The organism is Pararhodospirillum photometricum DSM 122, from assembly GCF_000284415.1.
Lineage (GTDB): Bacteria > Pseudomonadota > Alphaproteobacteria > Rhodospirillales > Rhodospirillaceae > Pararhodospirillum > Pararhodospirillum photometricum.
The window spans coordinates 3043390-3060671 of the sequence record NC_017059.1 but is presented as its reverse complement, the minus strand read 5'-3'; the positions used below and the strand labels follow the sequence as shown (position 1 = coordinate 3060671).

The following is a 17282-nucleotide window of genomic DNA, read 5'->3' as shown; positions in this document are numbered from 1 at the left end:
CAAGATGAGTCCCGAGGCCGAAACCCGTCTCGAAGCGCAGGACTACCGTTCCGACGTCAAGCCGGTGTGGTGTCCGGGCTGCGGCCACTTCGCGGTGATCACCGCCATTGCCCGCGCCCTCGCCGCGTTGGCCCTGCCGCGCGAGGAGGTGGCCCTGGTCTCGGGGATCGGCTGCTCGTCGCGCCTACCGGCCTATTCCACGGTGTACGGCTTCCACGGCGTACACGGCCGTGCCTTACCGGTGGCCACCGGGCTCAAGTTGGCCCGGCCTGACCTGACGGTCTTGGTGGCCGGCGGCGATGGCGATGGCTTTTCGATTGGCGGCAACCACTTTTTGCATGCCTGCCGCCGCAATGTGAACATGACCTACATCGTCATGGACAACAGCGTCTACGGCATGACCAAGGGCCAGGCGTCCCCGACCACCGAGGCCGACTGGTCCGGCTCCAAGCTGACCCCCAACGGCCCCGGCCTTGTCCCCTTCCAGCCCCTTGAGATTGCCCTGTCGGCCGGTGCCTCGTTCATTTCCCGGGCGTTTTCCGGCCAGCCGGCCGAACTGACCCGCCAGATCTGCGAGGCCATCACCCACGATGGCTTTTCCTTCATCCACGTACTGTCGCCGTGCATCACCTACCGCCCGGAGCAGCGCGGCTACAAGGACCGGGTGCACCAGGAATGGGAACCGGTGAGCAACCGCACCGAGGCCTTCAAGACCTTGCTCGACGACGATGGTTTTTCCACCGGCATCTTGTTCAAGGGCCTCACCCCTGCCTATATGCCGGAAACGGCCGAGCCGATGGCCCTGGCCGCTCTTGAGGCCCGCTTCGTGGTGTAATCCCCAGGGATCGGCGGGCTCTGGCGTCAAGGAGAGCCCGCATGGAAACGCTGGGAGAGTTTTTGGCCCACGCGATTGCCCTAGAAGAGGAGTCCGGCCACCGCTTCGATGCCCTGGCCGACTCCCTTGAGGTGCACCACAACTGCGAAGTCACCGAACTGTTTCGTAAGATGGCCCACTTCTCGCGGCTGCATCTGCGCGAGGTCCGGCGTCGGGCCCAGGGGGTGGACGTGCCCGCCCTCAAGCCCTGGGAGTTCCGCTGGCCCGACCCCGAGGCGCCCGAGACGGTGGCCACCGAGGATACCCACTACCGCCTAAGCGCCCCCGAGGCCCTGACCCTCGCCCTGGACAGCGAACGACGCGGCGAAGCTTTTTACCGCTGGGTGGCCCAAACCTCGGGCAACGAGACCGTGCGAACCCTAGCGACTGACTTCGCCGACGAGGAAGCCGAACACGTCGCCTTGCTGGAACACACCCAAGCCCGCTATCAACGCCCCCCGGCCGTGTTTGGCGACGACCTGGAGCCCCCCCAGGCGGTTGACTAAAAGGAACGAGGGGTCTTGGGGAGGCAAGCCTCCCCAGCCTTCCTAAAGCTTCCCCTTCATCTCCGACGCGCTGTAATTGCTGAAGTGCCCCTCTTTGGCCGCCTGGGTCCGGGCCTTCTCCAAACCTTTACGCACCGCACCGCCAATGGCCGGGGCGGCCGGCAGGCGCTCCAACTCGGTCGCGCCACAGCCGGGACACGCCGGCGCGGCACTGGAGCCGCTGACGAAAGCGCTAAACTCCTCATCGCAGCGCACACAGTGATAGGTATAAGTCGGCATCCCAGCCCTCCGTTAATCACCCAAGGCAGCGACGCGGCGCAAATCGAGGCGCAGCTCCACCACATCCTCATCGACCAAGCCGATCCGCTCGAACCCGAGGTCTTCGCAAAACCGCAGCATGCGGCGGTTGTCGCGCAACACCTGCCCGACCATGTAGCGGGTGCGCCGTTCATAACAGTACCGAATAATCTTGAGCATCAAGGCCTTGCCCAGACCGGAGCCCTTGAGATCCGAGCGGACGACCACGGAGAACTCGGTGGTTTCGTTGTCGGGATCGGTCACGGCGCGCACCACGCCCAGGGTTCGGGGCTCGTCGTCCTCCTCGATCTGGGCGATGAAGGCCATCTCGCGGGCATAGTCGATCTGGGTGAGGCGGGCCATCTGGTCGTGGGGCAGTTCCTTGACCAGCCCAAAGAAGCGGAAGCGCACATCCTCGGGGCTGAGGCGCGAGACGAACTCATAGTGCTTGGGTTCGTCCTCGGGGCGAATGGGCCGCAGCAAGGCCGCCCGCCCGTCGCGCATGACGAACGTCTCTTCCAACTGGGCGGGATAAGGCCGAATGGCAAGACGGTGCGGCCCCTTGGTCTTGCCCGGCTCCAAACGCACCCGAGCATCGACCGCCAGCACCCCCCGCGCGTCGGCAAACAGGGGATTGATCTCGAGTTCGACGATCTCGGGGATGTCGATCATCATCTGGGCGATCTGGATCAAGGTCAGGCAGATGGATTCCAGATCGGCCGCCGGCTTGTCGCGGTAGCCTTCGAGCAGGCGAAAGACGCGGGTGCGCTCCAGCATGTCGCGGGCCAGGGCCATGTTGAGGGGCGGCAGGGCCACGGCTTGGTCGCGAATGATCTCCACCGCCGTGCCGCCCTGACCAAACAGAACCACAGGGCCGAAAATCGGATCCAAGGTGGCGCCAACGATCAGTTCATGGGCCCCCGGACGCCGGGCCATGCGCTGAACGGTAAAGCCCTCCAAGGGGGCATCGGGGAAGGTTTGGGCCACACGCTGGGCCATATCCTCGGCGGCACGGCGCACGTCGTCGGGGGTCTCCAGGTCGAGCACCACGCCGCCCACGTCTGATTTGTGGGTGATGGCGCGCGACAGGATCTTGAGAGCCACCGACCCGTTCATGCGTCGGGCCACGGCGGCGGCTTCGTCGGGGGTGCGGGCGATGTGGGTCTCGACGGTGGGGATGCCATACGAGGCGAACACCGCCTTGGCCTCGGGCTCGCTCATCACCAGATGGCCGCGGGCAATGGCAAGGTCGATGATCTGGCGGGCCGATTCGACGTTGGCGGTAAACTCGGAGGGCAGGCTGGGCGGCGTTTCCATCAGCATATGCTGGTTGCGCCGGTAGGTCACGAGGTGCATGAAGCCCTGGATGGCCTCGTCGGGGGTGAGGTAGGTGGGGATTTGCGCCTCGGTGAACAGCGAGCGGGCCGCCACCACCTGCGCTTGGCCGACCCAGCAGGTGAACACGCTGGCGGTGCGATGTCGGTTGGCGGTGTCGATCACGGTCTGGGCGATCTCGGTCGAGGGCGACTGGGCGAAGGGCGCATACATCACCAAAACGGCGTCGATCTCGCCGGCCCCCAGCAGAATGTCGAGCGCCTTGCCATAAAGCTCGCCGCCGGCCGCGCCGCCCAGGTCAAGCGGGTTGGCCGGCATTACCCCGGGGGGCAGGACCTGGGCCAGGGCCTTGGTGGTTGCCGGGCTGAGGGGGGCTAGGGTGCCGCCGCGCTCGATCAACTCGTCAACGGCCATCACGCCAAGACCGCCGCCGTTGGTGACAATGGCCAAGCGGTGGCCCCGGGTGGGACGCCGGGTGTGGGCCAGGGTTTCCACGGCGTTGAACAGCTCTTCCAGGCTGTACACGCGCAGCATGCCGGCACGCTTGAAGGCGATGTCGTGGATCGCATCGGCGCCGGCGAGGTTGCCGGTATGGGAGGCTGCCGCCTGCGCGCCCTCGGCCCCGCGTCCCGACTTGATGACGATCACCGGCTTATTGCGCGCCGCCGAACGGGCCGCCGACATGAACTTGCGCGCATCGGTGACGGACTCGATGTGCAGCAAGACGGCCCGCACATCGGGTTGGGTGCCCAGGTAGTCGATGGCGTCGCCGAAATCGACATCCACCTTTTCACCCAGCGACAGAAAATGGGAAAAGCCGATGCCATGGCCGCGGGCCCAGTCGAGCACCGCCGTGCACACCGCCCCCGACTGGCTGACAAAGGCCACCTTGCCCTCGGCGGCCGGCCGCACGAAGCCGCTGGCGTTAAGGCCAATCCCCGGCGCCAGCAGGCCCAGGCTGCCCGGTCCCAGCATGCGCATGCGATGTTCGCGGGCCAAGGCCAACAGGATTTCTGACAGCGGCCGGGGTCCCTGGGCCGGCATGTGACCGCGCACATCGGTCATGACGATGGCCGCCCGGGTGCCACGCTGGCCCAGGGCCTTGATCTGAGCGGCCAGATGCTGAGGCGGCGAACAGAGCAAGGCGAGATCGGGCGTAACCGGCAAGGAGGCGACATCGGGATAAGCCAGCACCCCGGCCACGGCCTGATACTGGGGATTGACGGGCATGATGGGCCCGGCGAACCCGCCCGAGAGCAGGTTGCGCATCACCAGATGACCGACCGTGTCGGCCTGGTTGGAGGCCCCGAGGACCGCCACCGACGAGGGGGCAAACAGTGAAGACAGATGCCGCACGCTCATACCGAAGTCTCCCGTGGCTCGGAGGCTGTCAAGGTCCTGTCATGACGCCGGAAATCCCCTTCCAACGCCGGGCCCCAGGGTGAACCGTTTCCGATCCCGAGGCAAGCCACGCGCCAAGCCCCCTTGCCGCCTCATGATAAGGAGGGGTCTGGGGAGGCCCGCCTCCCCAGCCGACGCCGAGGAGGGGCCGGCCCGTGCCGCCTGCCGCCTTGGCCGTCCGGTGCGCGGCACCGGTCTGAGCGCGGCCTGGATGCAAACCGCCGACGTTGAGGAAGCCTTGTGCCTGCCGCTTCACGATGGCGGCCACCTCGTTGGCGTATTGTGCCTGGGCTGGAATGAGGAAAGCGCCCCCACCCCCGCCGTCGAAGCCGCCTTGGAGGACTTGTCCCAACGCCTGGGCCGGCTATTCACCGTGTGCCGGGCCCACAATGCCCAGCGGCTGCGCGACTTGGCCATGAGCGCCGTGGCCAGTGCGATTTTTGTGTGTGACGGCGAGGGCCGCGTTGAATGGGTGAATGAGGCTTACGAGCGTCTCACCGGGTATCAGGGGGCCGAAATGCTGGGCCATCTGCCTGAGGTGCTGCGCCCGGGCGGCCGCGAGGAGGCCGACTTGGAGCAGATTTGGGCTGCCTTGCGCGCCGGGCGGGTGTGGCGAGGCGAACTGGTCGAGCGCCGCAAGGATGGCCGAACCCACACCGTCCACCAAATCTTGACGCCTCTTCTCGACCGGGCGGGCCGGGTTTTGCACGTGGTGGCGGTGCACGAGGATGTCACGGCCCGCAAGCGGACCGAGGAGCGCATCCGCCAGCTTGTGAATTACGACACCCTGACGCGTCTGCCCAATCGCGTTTTATTTCGTGACCGGCTTGATCAGGCGGTCCATCACGCCCGGCGCAACGGCCTCGGCTTGGCCGTGCTGTTTATCGATCTCGACCATTTCAGCCGGATCAACGACACCCTGGGTCATGCCGTTGGCGATTTGTTTTTGATGACCATCGCGTCGCGTATCAATGCCGCCGCTGAGAAAGCCGACACCGTGGCCCGGGTGGGCGGCGACGAGTTTGCGCTTATTCAAACCGGCGTTTCCAGCCCCGAGGCGGCGGCGGCGGTGGCGCGTCATCTGATTGAGGTGATCCGAACGCCGGTTGATCTGGGCGACCACGAGGTGCGGGTGGGGGCCAATGTGGGCATTGCCATTTTCCCGCAAGACGGCACCGACCCCGCCACCTTGATCAAGAATGCCGACATGGCGCTCTACCGGGCCAAGCGCTCTGAGGACGAACACTGCTTATTTTTCTCGCAGGAGATGAATGCTGAGGCCGCCGCCCGCCTAAGCCTGGAAGGGGATCTGCGCCGTGCCCTGCAGTTGGGCGACCAACTCGCCGTGCATTTCCAGGTGCAATACGATTTGCGCAGTGGCCAGCCTTCAGGCGCTGAGGCTTTGGTGCGCTGGACCCATCCGGGGCTGGGTCCGATCCCGGCTTCGACCATCGTCGGCGTCGCCGAGGACAGCGATCTCATTCACGACCTTGGGGATTGGGTGCTGCGAACCGCCCTGGCCCACTATGCCAACTGGCGGGCGCGGGGCTGTGGCCGCTTGCTGATCGCGGTCAACATTTCCGCCGTTCAGTTTCGCAAGGCCGGGCTGGTTGAGCGGGTGATCGCCTTGCTCGCCGAGCACCGGGTGCCGCCCGCCGATCTGGAACTGGAGCTGACCGAGAGCATCTTGATGCAAGACGTGGACCACGCCATCCGGCTTCTCGAAGCCTTTTCGCACGCGGGGATTCGGCTGGCCATCGACGATTTCGGGACGGGCTATTCTTCCTTGAATTATCTCAAGCGCTTCCGGGTGGACCGGCTCAAGGTGGACCAGTCTTTCGTCCGCAATGTTACCGAAAACGGCAACGATGCTGTCATCACCCGGGCGATCATCAATCTCGGGCACAGCCTCGGCCTGGAGGTGATCGCCGAGGGTGTGGAAACCGACGCCCAGTATGCCTACCTGGGCTCGGTCGGCTGCGATGCCGTGCAGGGTTTTCTGCTGGCCCGGCCCGAACCGGCCGAAAAAGTCCTGAACACCCTGCTAGGCCACAGCGTGGCGTCGTAACTCCCCCAAGGGAACCGAGGGGCTGGGGAGGGCCGCCTCCCCAGCCTTTTCTTCAAGCCGCCTGGGGATCCTTCAAAACACCCGGCCTGCGAAACGCCGCGACCACGGCCTCGGCATCACTGACCCCCACGCAGCGCAAGGCCGTGTCCATCATGGCAAAGGCCAACTCGCGTTCGCCCATCACCGCATGATCGACGCCCAGGCGCTCCAAGGTCTCGCGCTCTTCATCGCTGTGGGTGCGCACGACGATGTCGAGCTGGGGGTTGACGTGGCGTGCCCCTTCAACGATCCGCCGCACGGCAAAGCCATCAGGGATGGCAACGATCAAGAGGCGGGCCCGCTCGAGATGGGCCCGCTGCAAGACGTCCATCACGGCGCCATCCCCGCACAGGGCCAAACGGCCCTCCTCGCGCAGACGCGTGACCACGGCCCGGTTCTGCTCGACCAGCAAGGAAGGAACACCGGCCTGATGCATGGCCTCAGCCAACAAGGACCCCACCCGGCCGTGGCCGATGATCAAGACGTGCTGATCCGGCACGGGCGTTCCCACCGGCAGGTGGGCCAGCGGGTCCGGGGTGGAATGCTCCAAGGTTGAGGTCAGGCGGGGGTGGCGGCGGATCCAGCGCTCCAGGGGGCCCACAAGGTGAAACACCAGCGGGTTCAAGGCGATGGACAGCAGGGCTCCCGACAAGATGTAGGTCATGCCCGCCGGCGGCAACAGGCCCAGCGAGACGCCCAACGCTCCAAGGATAAAGGAAAATTCACCAATTTGGGCCAAAGAGGCCGAGACGATCAAGGCGGTGGACACGGGATAGCGGAACAACAGCACAATGCCGAAGGCCGCCAGCGACTTGCCAATAATGATGACCAGGAGCACCGCGAGCACCGCGAGGGGATCGGCGAGGAGGATGCGGGGGTCGAACAGCATGCCCACCGAGACAAAGAACAAGACGGCGAAGGCATCCTTGAGGGGCAGGGAATCGGCGGCGGCTTTTTGGCTCAGGTCGGACTCGCTCATGATGACGCCGGCAAAAAAAGCACCAAGCGCGAACGACACGCCAAACAGGCTGGAGGACAGATAGGCGATGCCCAGCGCCAGGGCCAGAACCGCCAAGGTGAACAACTCGCGCGATCCCTGGCGGGCCACCTGATCCAAGATCCACGGCACCACCCGGCGCCCCACCAGCATGACCAAGGCGATGAACATGGCCACCTTGGCCAAGGTAAGGCCCAGGGTGCTGGCGATGTCCGTGGGATCGGACAAGGGAGGGGCGCCGGCGGTGCCGGTCAGGCTGGCCACAGCAGGCAGCAAGACCAGGGCCACGACCATGGCCAGATCCTCGACCACCAGCCAGCCTACGGCGATGTGGCCGTTGTGGCTTTGCACGATGCCGCGCTCCTCCAGGGCGCGCAGCAAGACGACGGTGCTTGCGGTTGACAGCGCAAGGCCGAAGACGATACCCGCGATCAGGCCCCATCCCCAGAGCCAGCTCAAGGTCGTGCCGATGGCGGTCGCGGCCGCAATCTGCCCCAGAGCGCCGGGGATGGCGATGCGGCGAACCGCCCACAGGTCGCGGACCGAAAAATGAAGTCCCACCCCGAACATCAGAAGGATGACGCCCACTTCGGCGAGCTGCTGGGCCAGCGGGCCATCGGCCACGAAGCCCGGTGTGAACGGTCCCACCGCAATGCCGGCGACCAGATAGCCCACCAAGGGGGAGAGATGGAGGCGAGCCGCCACCCACCCAAATCCCAGGGCGAACATCAGGCTCATGGAGATTGTGGCAATGAGGGTGAAGTCGTGCACGTGGGTTCCTTTCCGGGCCAGGGGCGGGACGGGGAAGGGTTAGGTTTTCAGGTGAGTGTGGGACATCATGCGTTCCACGTAGCTAAGAATAAGCGCAGAAATGACAAAGGTCAGATGAAGAAGAGTTAACCACATGACCTTGCTGTCAGTGTACTCATGAATATTCAGGAAAACCTGAAGAAGATGGATGGAGGAAATAGCCACGATGGACGAGGCGACCTTGAWTTTGAGGCTGCCCGTGTCCAACTTTCCTAGCCAGGAGACCTCGTCGGTTCCTTCATCAAAGCGACTGACAAAATTTTCGTAGCTGCTGATCATGACCATGACCAGCAGACCAGCGACCAGGGCGGCGTCAATCAGGCCCAGCATGGCGAGAATCATGTCGCTCTCGCTGTACGTGAAGACGTTGGCGGCCACTTTCGAAAATTTATAGACAAACGCGGCGCCATACAGCGCCAGGGCCGCGCCCAGCCCAAGGTAAAAAATCACCAGCAACCAACGGCTGGCCAGGATGATGCGTTCAATGAAAAGTTCTAGCGATTTCACGGCCGGTCTCTCGGCGGAAGTGTGGGGAAAAAGCGGTGAGGTCAACGGATGGGAGAGACCTAGAGGTCGGCTCAAGAGCGGTCGATGTCAAGGGAAAGAAAGGGAAAAAGGATTTAAAATCCTGGGGATAGGCTCTCCTCGCGCGAGGCAGGAAAGCACGGAAATGTACACTTCTCTGGCGATTGTTCCGAAATGGTCCTTTGGAGGGGGGACACAGAGCGCGGATTTCCGCCGCTCGGCACTTTGGCCTGATTCATGCAAAGCGTTCGGGGGATGGCTCCCCGAAGACCCCCTGTCGATGCACCCAGGCCTTGGGGTGCTCGCTTCGGGGGGCCATCCTGAGCAAGAGGCTGGGGGCAAGAGGTGGGGTGGGCCTCCGCTGCGCTCTCTGTGCTCTTCGGGCAAAAAAAATCCCCGGCATCCGTGACGATCCCGGGGAGTGTGGGCCACTGGGCCGTGGGCCTTACATCATCGGGCACGTCCGTGTCTCCCCCCGGGTCAAACCGCTGCGAGCCGCATTGACCGCAGCCAGCACATCCGCAACCTCAATGGCGTCGCGCTGGCGCACCAACGCGCCGATGGGATCGTCAATCAGTTCCCACACCGAGGGTTCGCTCCCCGGCACCAGCCAGCGATCCGCAATCCGCGTCCGATGAAGGGGCCTCTCGCCAGAATTTTGTCTCATGTCTCTTCTTCCCGTCTTCTGCCAGTCCCGACCCGGGATGGGGGGCGGCTTGGGGATCCTGACATGGGGGTGATGGTGTGTCCAGTCAATCTATCTAAATTATAGATTAAGCAACGACGGGGCCGCCCCCCGACCGGCCCGGCGCAAAACCGGTTTCCCCGCGGTGAGTCTCGCTCTAAAGTCCCCCCTTTCAGCCTCCCCCTCTCGTCGCGGAAGTCGTTGTTTGTCCATGTCCCTGTTGTTCATTACCGCTACGCGCATCGGCGATGCCGTTCTTTCCACCGGTGTGCTTGACCACCTCATCCGCGCCACCCCCGGCGTGCGTGTCACCGTCGCGTGTGGTCCGCTGGCCGCCGATCTGTTCGCTGCCGTGCCGGGGCGGGAAGAAACCTTCGTTCTGACCAAAGGCCCCCGGGCGCGTCACTGGCGCCAGTTGTGGCGGGCTTGCGTCGGTCGGCACTGGGAGACCGTGGTCGATCTGCGCGCCTCGCCCGTCTCCTGGGTGTTGCGGGCCAACCGGCGCTACTGGCTGCGCCCCGGGCCGGCCCACGAGCACAAGGTGGTCCGCCTCGCCCGCCTGCTCGGCGTCAGTCCGCCCCCCGCGCCGCGCCTTTGGCTGGCGCCTGAGCATCACGCTGCTGGTGATCGCCTGATTCCCCTGGGGGCGCCCGTGCTGGCCGTGGCCCCGGTGGCCAACTGGCACGGCAAGACGTGGCCCATCCAACGCTTTGTTGAGATCACCCGCCGCCTCACCGCCGCCGATGGCCCCCTCCCGGGCGGGCGGGTCGCCGTATTGGGCGGCGCCGAGGACCGTGCCGCCGCCCAGCCCCTGCTCGACGCCGTGCCCGCCGAGCGCCGCCTCGACCTGCTGGGCCAGGGCAGCTTGCTGGAGGTTCAGGCCGTCTTGGAACGCTGCGCCTTCTTCCTGGGTAACGATTCCGGGCTCATGCACATGGCCGCCGCCGCCGGCATTCCTACCCTCGGCCTGTTCGGCCMCACCCCCGACGCCGTCTACGGCCCTTGGGGCCGCTGTACCGCCGTGGTCCGCACCCCCGAACCACCGGCCGTCCTGTTCCCCCCCGGGACCAACGCCGCTACCGTTGGCCCCCTCATGCAAAGCCTGCGCCTCGAAACCGTCGAAGCCGCCGCCTGGGCCCTGTGGGAACGCCGCCCCCGCGGGTGACGGCGACGCGGGCGGAGCGCTCGGGTAGAAAACGCGGCGCTGGTCGTTCGCTCGGGCGACGCGGGGCTGCCGCCCCGAGCCCCGCCTGGGGCGATGCCCAGACCCCTTTTTCTTCTGTTCATGGCTCTCCCTTCCCCCTCCTTTGGAAAAGCGCGCTTTTCCAAAGGAGGGGGAAGGGAGAGCCAATTAATAAAARGAAAGCGGAGGTCTGGAGGCGTCAGCCTCCAGGCGGGGCCCGGGGTGGCAGCCCCGCGTCACCCCGGCAAACACCCCCTTATTTCTTTTTCCCCTTCTGAGGCAAAAAGCTCATGCCATCGACGACGGCCTGGGCGGTGGGCAGGGCTTTTTCGAAGGCGTCATCGGGGGCGGTATAAAGGACGACGAGGGCGACGGCCATGTCGGCGCGGGGGATGGCGACCATCCATTGGCGCACCGGGCCGTTTTGTCCTTGGAAGCGGGCGACGGCTTGTTGGCCGTTGCCGGCGGGGCCGCTGCCGGGGAAGGTGAACGGGGCCTCGCGGAGGATTTCCTGGTCGGTTCCCCGGGCACGGATGGCCGCCACGTATTGGGCGACCAGGGTCGCGGCGCCGGCCTGGGGATTTTTACTGTCGGGGTTTTCCTGGTTGGTGAGGGTCACGGTGGTAAGCCACTCCGGCGTCTCGGGCGCTCCCGAGAGCAAGACCGTATGGCCATCGACCTTTTCCAGGCGCCAACTGGCGGGATAGCGAAAGTGAACCCCCAGGCCGGGGGGCTGGGCCTCGGCAAGGGTGCGCCCGGGTTTGGCCGGGGCTTCCTTGGCGTCGGCGGTGGGAATCCCGACCAGTGGGACGCCCAGCGCCAGGGCGAGCAGAAGGAAGGCGGGGTTCATCGGGGCATCTCCGGGCGGGAGGTCAGGGCCAGGAACGCACGCGCTTCGGCGAGGCGGCGGCGCAAGGCGGCGGGATCAAGGCGCTCGGGCACCCCGGCGCCCCAGACCGGGCCGGGCCAGGCCACATCCTCGCCGCGACGCGCCACCACGTGGACGTGGAGCTGCGAGACAATATTGCCCAGAAGGCCGACGTTGATCTTGGCGGCCCGGGTGGCGGCCTTGAGGGCGGCGGCGGCGGCCAGAGCTTCTTGCCACAAGATCGCCTGATCCTCGGGGGCGAGATCGAACGGTTCAACGGCGCCAGCCCGATCGGGCACGAGCACCAACCAGAAAAAACGGGCGTCATCCATCAAGCGCACCTGACACAGGGGCCAATCGACGACCCAATGGCTGTCGGCGGCAAGCCGGTCATCAAGGGGAACCATGATCCGCAAGGGCCTCCCAGGGGACACGCCGGGGCGGGATTGCCGCCGGACGGCCGGGCCTTTATATGGGGCGCGACTGCCCGCGGACATCAAGGCGAAAGGATCCCCGCATGACCCGCCGCTCCCTGCTTGGCGCCGCCCCGGTGCTGTTGAGCTTGGCCGCGTTTTTTTGGGCGACCAACGCCATCGTCGGCAAGATCGCGGCCCAGTCGGGCATTCCGCCGATCGGGTTTGCGTTTTGGCGCTGGGCGCTGGCCATTGTCCTGATTTTACCGTTGACGGGTCGGTCGTTGTGGGAACACCGCGCGGTGTTGCGCCGGGATGGGCCGTTCTTGCTGCTGTTGGGCGCGCTGAGTGCTGGGGCGTATAATGCCTTGATGTATGCCGCCCTGGCGACCTCGACGGCGATCAACGTTTCGCTGGTCGGGGCGTCGATGCCCATCATGATGGTGGTGCTGGCCCGCCTTGTCCTCAAGGATCGACTGGGCAAGCGACAGATGGCGGGCATTGCCTTGTCGTTCCTGGGGGTCTTGCTGGTGGTGGCCCAGGGGGATCTCCAGGTTCTGGCGTCCCTGACCTTGCACGAAGGCGATGCCTTGATGCTGCTGGCCACGTTTTTGTGGTCGGTGTTTTCCGTGTTGCTGCGGCGTCATCCCCCAGCGGTGCCGGCCACGACGTTTCTGACGGTGCAGATGGTGGGAGGGCTGCTGATCTTGGTGCCGTTTTATGCCTGGGAGATCCTGGCAGGCCGCACCATGCCGCTTGATGCCACCACGGCTTGGGTGTTGCCCTATACGGCCGTGTTCCCAGCCCTGCTGGCGTTTTTGTTCTGGAACAAGGGGTTGGCGGCGGTGGGGCCGGGGGTTGCCGGCCTTTATTCCAACTTGATCCCGGTCTTGACCGCGGTGATGGCGGTCGGCCTGTTGGGCGAGACCCTAAGCTGGTTTCATGCCTGCGCCATGGTCCTGATCCTGGGCGGCATCGCCCTGGTCAGCCGACGGCCGCGCTAGCCCAAGGGGGAGGGCTTATACCCCCAGACGCACCGGCCCCAACCCCGGAATATCGGGGCCGGCGCAGGTCAGGGGAGGCACGTGCGGCCCGGCCACAATCTCGGCCCCCTGGCGTACCGCCAGATCATGGAGCAAGGCACCGGCCCGGATCACCCCTTCGGCAAGAGCGGGGTCGTTGATCAAGGCGCGATAAAAGCCCTGCGACGGCAACACCCCTCCCCATAAGCTGGTCAAGAGCCGGGGCATGGCCTGAAGACGCACCATCCCCCATCCCCGAAACGCGACGCGCTCGATAGGGCGCTCCAGCACCACATGGACGTCGCCATGACGGGGATCACAGGCGATACGGTCATAGAACATGGTTTTGACCCGCTCGGACGGCCCCTCCATGACCTGAAAAATGGTGTCCCCCAAGCGCAGCAAAAACCCACCGATGGCAATGCTGCGGTTGCGGGTCTGGGAAAAGCGGATCAAGGCGTCGAACTCGTCCTCGGACGTTCCGGCGTCGAGACTGACATAAGCCAACTGCCATGCCTCGGTCATCGCGGGTGTTCTCCTGGGGGCAGGACTGATCTCTACGTTGGATCAGCCCCCCCTCCCGTCAAGAGTATACTCCAAAGGCTGAGGAGACGCGGCCTCCCCAGTCCCCTCCCCTCCTGAAGGCATGCCTCCCGGAAAGGACCTCCGGGACCGTGGGGACTGGGGAGGCCGCGCCTCCCCAGCCTTCTTTTCCTCTTTCGCCGGCTTTCAGCCCTCTGTCACCCAATGCCCCCGAGATTTCCCCGTCTTTCGCCGGCGCGAAACCCCGCGTATAGTCGGCCCGGTTCCCCGAGCAAGGAGTCCGTCATGACGGCCGACAATCCGATCCTCCATTATTTCGAAGACCTGAGCGAAGGCATGTCCGCCAGCGTGGCCAAGACGGTCAGCGAGGCCGATATCTATACCTTCGCCGGGGTGACAATGGACACCAACCCAGCGCACCTTAACGAAGAATACATGAAAACGACCCCGTTTGGCGGGCGAATTGCGCATGGCATGCTTTCCGCCGGCTTTATTTCTGCCGTTTTGGGAACCAAGCTGCCMGGGCCGGGGGCGATTTATGTGGGGCAGACCCTGAAGTTCAAAGCCCCCGTGCGTATCGGCGACACGGTGACAGCCACCGCCGAGGTCACCGCCTTGGTGCCGGCCAAGCGCTTTGTCACCCTGCGGACCACCTGCACGGTCGCCGGCAAGCTGGTGCTCGATGGCGAAGCCACGGTGATGGTGCCGGCCCGACCCGAGTCCTGATTCCCTCCTCTTGGAGCCTTCCTACCATGCGCGTGTTGCGCCACACCAGCGAGCTGCCGGCCTCCTTGCGAGGCGCCAGCGTGGCCCTGGGCAATTTTGACGGGGTTCACCGGGGGCATCAGCGGGTGATCGGCGCGGCACGCGCCATTGCCCATGGCCTGGGCTGCCCCCTGGGGGTCATGACCTTCGAGCCTCACCCCCGTCGTTTTTTCCAGCCTGACCTGCCGCCCTTCTCTTTAAGTTCGTTTCGCCTCAAAACCCACCTGATCGCCGCGCAAGGCGCGGACTTCCTGATTGTCCAGGCCTTTGACGCCGCCTTGTCCCAGGGATCGGCTGACTGGTTCATCGAGAAGGTGCTGCAACAGGGCCTGGGCGTCTCCCACGTGGTCGTGGGGCAGGATTATGCCTTTGGCCACCAGCGCGAAGGGACCGTGGCACTGCTCCAGGCGCGCGGCCTGGAACGCGGCTTTGGCGTCACAGCGGTGGCGCCGGTGCGCGATGCCCAGGGGGAGACCTGTTCCTCCACGCGGGTGCGCGAGGCCTTACAAGCCGGCGACATCGCCCGGGCGACCGCCGTTTTGGGACATCCCTGGGAGATCGAGGGCCGTATCGAGCGCGGCGACCAGCGCGGCCGGCAGATGGGCTTCCCCACCGCCAACCTGCGCCTCGGGCTTTACCAACCGCCGCGCGCTGGCGTTTATGCGGTCACGGCGGGGCTCGACGGCGGCCTCGACACCAAATTTCTGCCGGGCGTGGCCAATTTCGGGCGCCGCCCCACGTTCGGGGCCGGCGACCCAATTTTGGAAGTCCACCTGTTTGATGCTACGCCCGACCTCTATGGTCGGCATGTGCGGGTGCGCTTTCACCACTTCCTGCGGCCGGAGCAGACCTTTTCCGGCCTGGAGGCCCTGCGCGCCCAGATCGAGAACGATGTTGCCCAGGCGCGGGCCTTGCTGGCCAACGGGTAGACGGCGTTCGTTCCTCAAAAAGAAAGGCTGGGGAGGCAGGCCTCCCCAGACCCCTCGGCGATGGGGGCCCTATTCCGAGGGCTCCAGCACGTCGGGATCTCCCGAGTGGGCATCGAATAGGTGGCGAATGAGGAACTCCAGGGACTCGGCGAACACCGGTTTCTTGGCGTCAGGCAGTTCCTCGATCCCGTCGATCAGGTGATTGATGGGATCATGTTCAATGAGCATGCGCCCGGCCTCGGTCAGGACCAGGACGTGGGAGCTTTTTTTGCCGCGGCTGGGCTGGCGCACGAGGTAGCCCTTGCGCACCAAGGCCGAGATCGACTGGGACGCGGTGCCCCGACTCGACCCGTAGTGCTCGGCGAACTTCATCACCGTGGCCACCGATTCGTTGGCCTGACTGAAATAGCGCAAGGCCATCCACTGCGCCGGGTTCAGCCCCCCTGTGAAACCACGGCTGTGGGTCAGGCGTCCGACCTGCGTGAGCAGTTCGGCCACGGCCCGCGATGTGCAGCTGTGTTTCATCCATCTCACCCCTGTGGGGCTCCTCTGGGAGGCTCTTCGGATCCCCACCGAAAAGCGGAAAGTTTCGACTCAGAATAACTCTTTCTGGGGTAAGCCGCAAGGAATCCCGCGAGGCCCTAGCCTGTTTGGGGATATTATCACAGCGATCATTGCTGATGGGACCTTTTTTAGCAAACTTACAATCCGCAAGGGAACGCCCTTTCCTGGTGTTATCCCACACACCTCGCCCAAAGAGGAGCCTACGCCAGGAAATAGCCCTGGACTACCCGAAAGAATATGGTAGGGTGATTACAATGGTTAGAGTTCAAAAGCCGCATCCTTCCCGAAAGGCATCGGCTTCGTAACAAACCGCCCCACGGAAAAACAATGCGCCTTTTGACGCGATGAATTGCTTGTATACGAGAGAAGGCGTGCTAATTTTCCGGCCGATGAAGGATGATGACACTTTCCCTTCTCGCGCTCGGCGGGTATTTCCCGTCTCGGAAGCGGAATACCAAAGGAGCCGGGTCCGCGTTAGATGTGTCGAAAGAGCCTTCAAAGCCCGGTGGGTCGAAAAAGGCTATTCTTCGGCATGGTAACACGGTAAGGCAACGGACAGGAGACCCGACACGGGGGGGGGACGCGAGACATGGGAACGCGGGAGGACGCGCACGCCATGCGCATAATGATTGTTGACGACCACGAACTCTTCAGAAACGGCCTGCGCTTCCAGCTGGCCCACATTGACCCCTCCATGGATATCCTGGAAGCGGATACGTTCCATGACGCCATTCGTCTCGCCGACACCGAACCTCGGCTGGACAAAGTGTTCTTGGACGTGATGATCCCGGACATGGACTGGCGTGAAGCCCTGCTGGCCCTGCGCGACCGGGCCGAGCCCCCCGATGTGGTGGTGGTTTCGGGCGCCGGCGATGCCCGCACCATTCGTGCGGCCATCGATCATGGCGCTTGCGGCTTCATCCCCAAAAGCCTGAAGGGCGACATCCTGGAAAGCGCGCTGCGGCTGGTTCTGGTGGGCGGCTTCTCCATCACGCCCCAAGGCGTGGGTCCTGCGATGCCTGGAGGATCGCTGGGCTCCAGCGCTCCAGTCGGCGGTGGCGAGGATGTCCCGCTCACCCCGCGTCAGCGCGAGGTGCTCAACCACATCCACGCCGGCCTCTCCAACAGGCAGATTGCCCAAGCCATGACCTTGTCGGAAGCTACGATCAAGATGCACATCGGCCGACTGTTCAAGGTGCTGGGCGCCCAAAGCCGCACCGACGCCCTGGCCGTGGCGCGACGCAAGGGCGTTTTGTAAGCCCCGCCTCCCGACCTCCCCGAAGCCCCCCCGGAAACGAGGGGTCTGGGGAGGCCGCGCCTCCCCAGCCTTCCTGGTGATTTTTCGTGCCCAGCGAAGGCCCGCGCCTCTGTCGCAAAGCCGACATTGTCGGATCCCCAACAGCCCAGCACGCAATACTTCCCCTGGGTTTCCAAGCTCCCAGCCTCTGGCATTGCTTT

At 64.9% G+C, this 17282-nt stretch carries 17 protein-coding genes; 8 read left to right on the top strand and 9 right to left on the bottom strand.

Features of this window, described 5'->3' with window-relative positions; translation table 11 throughout:
* Positions 1-4: 4 nt before the first annotated feature.
* Both RSPPHO_RS13740 and RSPPHO_RS13735 read left to right on the top strand, forming a co-directional pair.
* Complete coding sequence (locus RSPPHO_RS13740; RefSeq protein WP_014415813.1) at positions 5-835, top strand: thiamine pyrophosphate-dependent enzyme; 831 nt, start codon at positions 5-7, stop codon at positions 833-835.
* A 41-nt stretch (positions 836-876) separates the two neighbouring features.
* Complete coding sequence (locus RSPPHO_RS13735; protein ID WP_014415812.1) at positions 877-1380, top strand: ferritin-like domain-containing protein; 504 nt, start codon at positions 877-879, stop codon at positions 1378-1380.
* A 42-nt stretch (positions 1381-1422) separates the two neighbouring features.
* On the opposite strand, the gene RSPPHO_RS13730 is transcribed toward RSPPHO_RS13735, so the two are convergent.
* Both RSPPHO_RS13730 and RSPPHO_RS13725 read right to left on the bottom strand, forming a co-directional pair.
* Positions 1423-1659: an FmdB family zinc ribbon protein gene (locus RSPPHO_RS13730; protein WP_014415810.1), complete on the bottom strand. Its 237-nt coding sequence runs from the start codon at positions 1657-1659 to the stop codon at positions 1423-1425.
* Between the two features lie 12 nt (positions 1660-1671).
* Positions 1672-4374 (bottom strand): bifunctional acetate--CoA ligase family protein/GNAT family N-acetyltransferase, encoded by a 2703-nt coding sequence (locus RSPPHO_RS13725; protein WP_014415809.1) that lies wholly within the window; start codon positions 4372-4374, stop codon positions 1672-1674.
* A 133-nt stretch (positions 4375-4507) separates the two neighbouring features.
* Between RSPPHO_RS13725 and RSPPHO_RS13720 the strand changes: the two genes are divergently transcribed.
* Positions 4508-6481 (top strand): putative bifunctional diguanylate cyclase/phosphodiesterase, encoded by a 1974-nt coding sequence (locus RSPPHO_RS13720; protein WP_081581790.1) that lies wholly within the window; start codon positions 4508-4510, stop codon positions 6479-6481.
* Between the two features lie 52 nt (positions 6482-6533).
* On the opposite strand, the gene RSPPHO_RS13715 is transcribed toward RSPPHO_RS13720, so the two are convergent.
* From RSPPHO_RS13715 to RSPPHO_RS13705, 3 genes are all read right to left on the bottom strand, one after another.
* On the bottom strand, positions 6534-8288 hold the full coding sequence (locus RSPPHO_RS13715) for a cation:proton antiporter domain-containing protein (RefSeq protein ID WP_014415807.1): 1755 nt from the start codon (positions 8286-8288) through the stop codon (positions 6534-6536).
* A gap of 39 nt (positions 8289-8327) precedes the next feature.
* Positions 8328-8834, bottom strand: a complete 507-nt coding sequence (locus RSPPHO_RS13710; RefSeq protein WP_041795596.1) for a TIGR00645 family protein — start codon at positions 8832-8834, stop codon at positions 8328-8330.
* A gap of 463 nt (positions 8835-9297) precedes the next feature.
* Positions 9298-9519 (bottom strand): hypothetical protein, encoded by a 222-nt coding sequence (locus RSPPHO_RS13705; RefSeq protein ID WP_041795594.1) that lies wholly within the window; start codon positions 9517-9519, stop codon positions 9298-9300.
* A 229-nt stretch (positions 9520-9748) separates the two neighbouring features.
* On the opposite strand from RSPPHO_RS13705, the gene RSPPHO_RS13700 reads away from it, so the two are divergent.
* On the top strand, positions 9749-10702 hold the full coding sequence (locus tag RSPPHO_RS13700) for a glycosyltransferase family 9 protein (protein WP_041795592.1): 954 nt from the start codon (positions 9749-9751) through the stop codon (positions 10700-10702).
* A gap of 274 nt (positions 10703-10976) precedes the next feature.
* On the opposite strand, the gene RSPPHO_RS13695 is transcribed toward RSPPHO_RS13700, so the two are convergent.
* Together RSPPHO_RS13695 and RSPPHO_RS13690 are read right to left on the bottom strand one after the other, a co-directional pair.
* A complete protein-coding gene (locus RSPPHO_RS13695; RefSeq protein WP_014415803.1) occupies positions 10977-11570 on the bottom strand; it encodes a hypothetical protein in 594 nt (197 codons plus the stop codon).
* Positions 11567-11995 carry an HIT domain-containing protein gene (locus tag RSPPHO_RS13690; protein ID WP_041797484.1) on the bottom strand — a complete coding sequence of 143 codons (429 nt, stop codon included), beginning with the start codon at positions 11993-11995 and terminating at the stop codon, positions 11567-11569. Before RSPPHO_RS13690 ends, RSPPHO_RS13695 begins: the two co-directional genes overlap by 4 nt.
* A 110-nt stretch (positions 11996-12105) precedes the next feature.
* On the opposite strand from RSPPHO_RS13690, the gene RSPPHO_RS13685 reads away from it, so the two are divergent.
* Positions 12106-13005, top strand: a complete 900-nt coding sequence (locus tag RSPPHO_RS13685) for a DMT family transporter (protein ID WP_041795590.1) — start codon at positions 12106-12108, stop codon at positions 13003-13005.
* A 15-nt stretch (positions 13006-13020) separates the two neighbouring features.
* Here the strand turns inward: RSPPHO_RS13685 and RSPPHO_RS18075 are convergent, their stop codons facing one another.
* Positions 13021-13548: a BLUF domain-containing protein gene (locus tag RSPPHO_RS18075; protein ID WP_014415800.1), complete on the bottom strand. Its 528-nt coding sequence runs from the start codon at positions 13546-13548 to the stop codon at positions 13021-13023.
* 303 nt (positions 13549-13851) lie between these two features.
* Between RSPPHO_RS18075 and RSPPHO_RS13675 the strand changes: the two genes are divergently transcribed.
* Together RSPPHO_RS13675 and RSPPHO_RS13670 are read left to right on the top strand one after the other, a co-directional pair.
* A complete protein-coding gene (locus RSPPHO_RS13675) occupies positions 13852-14292 on the top strand; it encodes a MaoC family dehydratase (protein WP_041795588.1) in 441 nt (146 codons plus the stop codon).
* A gap of 26 nt (positions 14293-14318) precedes the next feature.
* Positions 14319-15260 (top strand): bifunctional riboflavin kinase/FAD synthetase, encoded by a 942-nt coding sequence (locus tag RSPPHO_RS13670; RefSeq protein WP_014415798.1) that lies wholly within the window; start codon positions 14319-14321, stop codon positions 15258-15260.
* Positions 15261-15329: 69 nt separating this feature from the next.
* Here the strand turns inward: RSPPHO_RS13670 and RSPPHO_RS13665 are convergent, their stop codons facing one another.
* The gene (locus RSPPHO_RS13665) at positions 15330-15785 is read right to left on the bottom strand and encodes a MarR family winged helix-turn-helix transcriptional regulator (RefSeq protein ID WP_041795587.1); all 456 of its coding nucleotides are present in this window, start codon (positions 15783-15785) and stop codon (positions 15330-15332) included.
* Positions 15786-16440: 655 nt separating this feature from the next.
* Between RSPPHO_RS13665 and RSPPHO_RS13660 the strand changes: the two genes are divergently transcribed.
* Positions 16441-17082, top strand: a complete 642-nt coding sequence (locus RSPPHO_RS13660; RefSeq protein WP_041797481.1) for a response regulator — start codon at positions 16441-16443, stop codon at positions 17080-17082.
* Positions 17083-17282 lie beyond the last annotated feature (200 nt).

Coding starts and splice junctions, on each gene's coding strand:
- RSPPHO_RS13740 (WP_014415813.1), top strand. CDS start 5: ATGAGTCCCGAGGCCGAAACCCGTCTCGAAGCGCAGGACTACCGTTCC.
- RSPPHO_RS13735 (WP_014415812.1), top strand. CDS start 877: ATGGAAACGCTGGGAGAGTTTTTGGCCCACGCGATTGCCCTAGAAGAG.
- RSPPHO_RS13730 (WP_014415810.1), bottom strand. CDS start 1,659: ATGCCGACTTATACCTATCACTGTGTGCGCTGCGATGAGGAGTTTAGC.
- RSPPHO_RS13725 (WP_014415809.1), bottom strand. CDS start 4,374: ATGAGCGTGCGGCATCTGTCTTCACTGTTTGCCCCCTCGTCGGTGGCG.
- RSPPHO_RS13720 (WP_081581790.1), top strand. CDS start 4,508: ATGATAAGGAGGGGTCTGGGGAGGCCCGCCTCCCCAGCCGACGCCGAG.
- RSPPHO_RS13705 (WP_041795594.1), bottom strand. CDS start 9,519: ATGAGACAAAATTCTGGCGAGAGGCCCCTTCATCGGACGCGGATTGCG.
- RSPPHO_RS13695 (WP_014415803.1), bottom strand. CDS start 11,570: ATGAACCCCGCCTTCCTTCTGCTCGCCCTGGCGCTGGGCGTCCCACTG.
- RSPPHO_RS13690 (WP_041797484.1), bottom strand. CDS start 11,995: ATGGTTCCCCTTGATGACCGGCTTGCCGCCGACAGCCATTGGGTCGTC.
- RSPPHO_RS13685 (WP_041795590.1), top strand. CDS start 12,106: ATGACCCGCCGCTCCCTGCTTGGCGCCGCCCCGGTGCTGTTGAGCTTG.
- RSPPHO_RS18075 (WP_014415800.1), bottom strand. CDS start 13,548: ATGACCGAGGCATGGCAGTTGGCTTATGTCAGTCTCGACGCCGGAACG.
- RSPPHO_RS13670 (WP_014415798.1), top strand. CDS start 14,319: ATGCGCGTGTTGCGCCACACCAGCGAGCTGCCGGCCTCCTTGCGAGGC.
- RSPPHO_RS13665 (WP_041795587.1), bottom strand. CDS start 15,785: ATGAAACACAGCTGCACATCGCGGGCCGTGGCCGAACTGCTCACGCAG.
- RSPPHO_RS13660 (WP_041797481.1), top strand. CDS start 16,441: ATGCGCATAATGATTGTTGACGACCACGAACTCTTCAGAAACGGCCTG.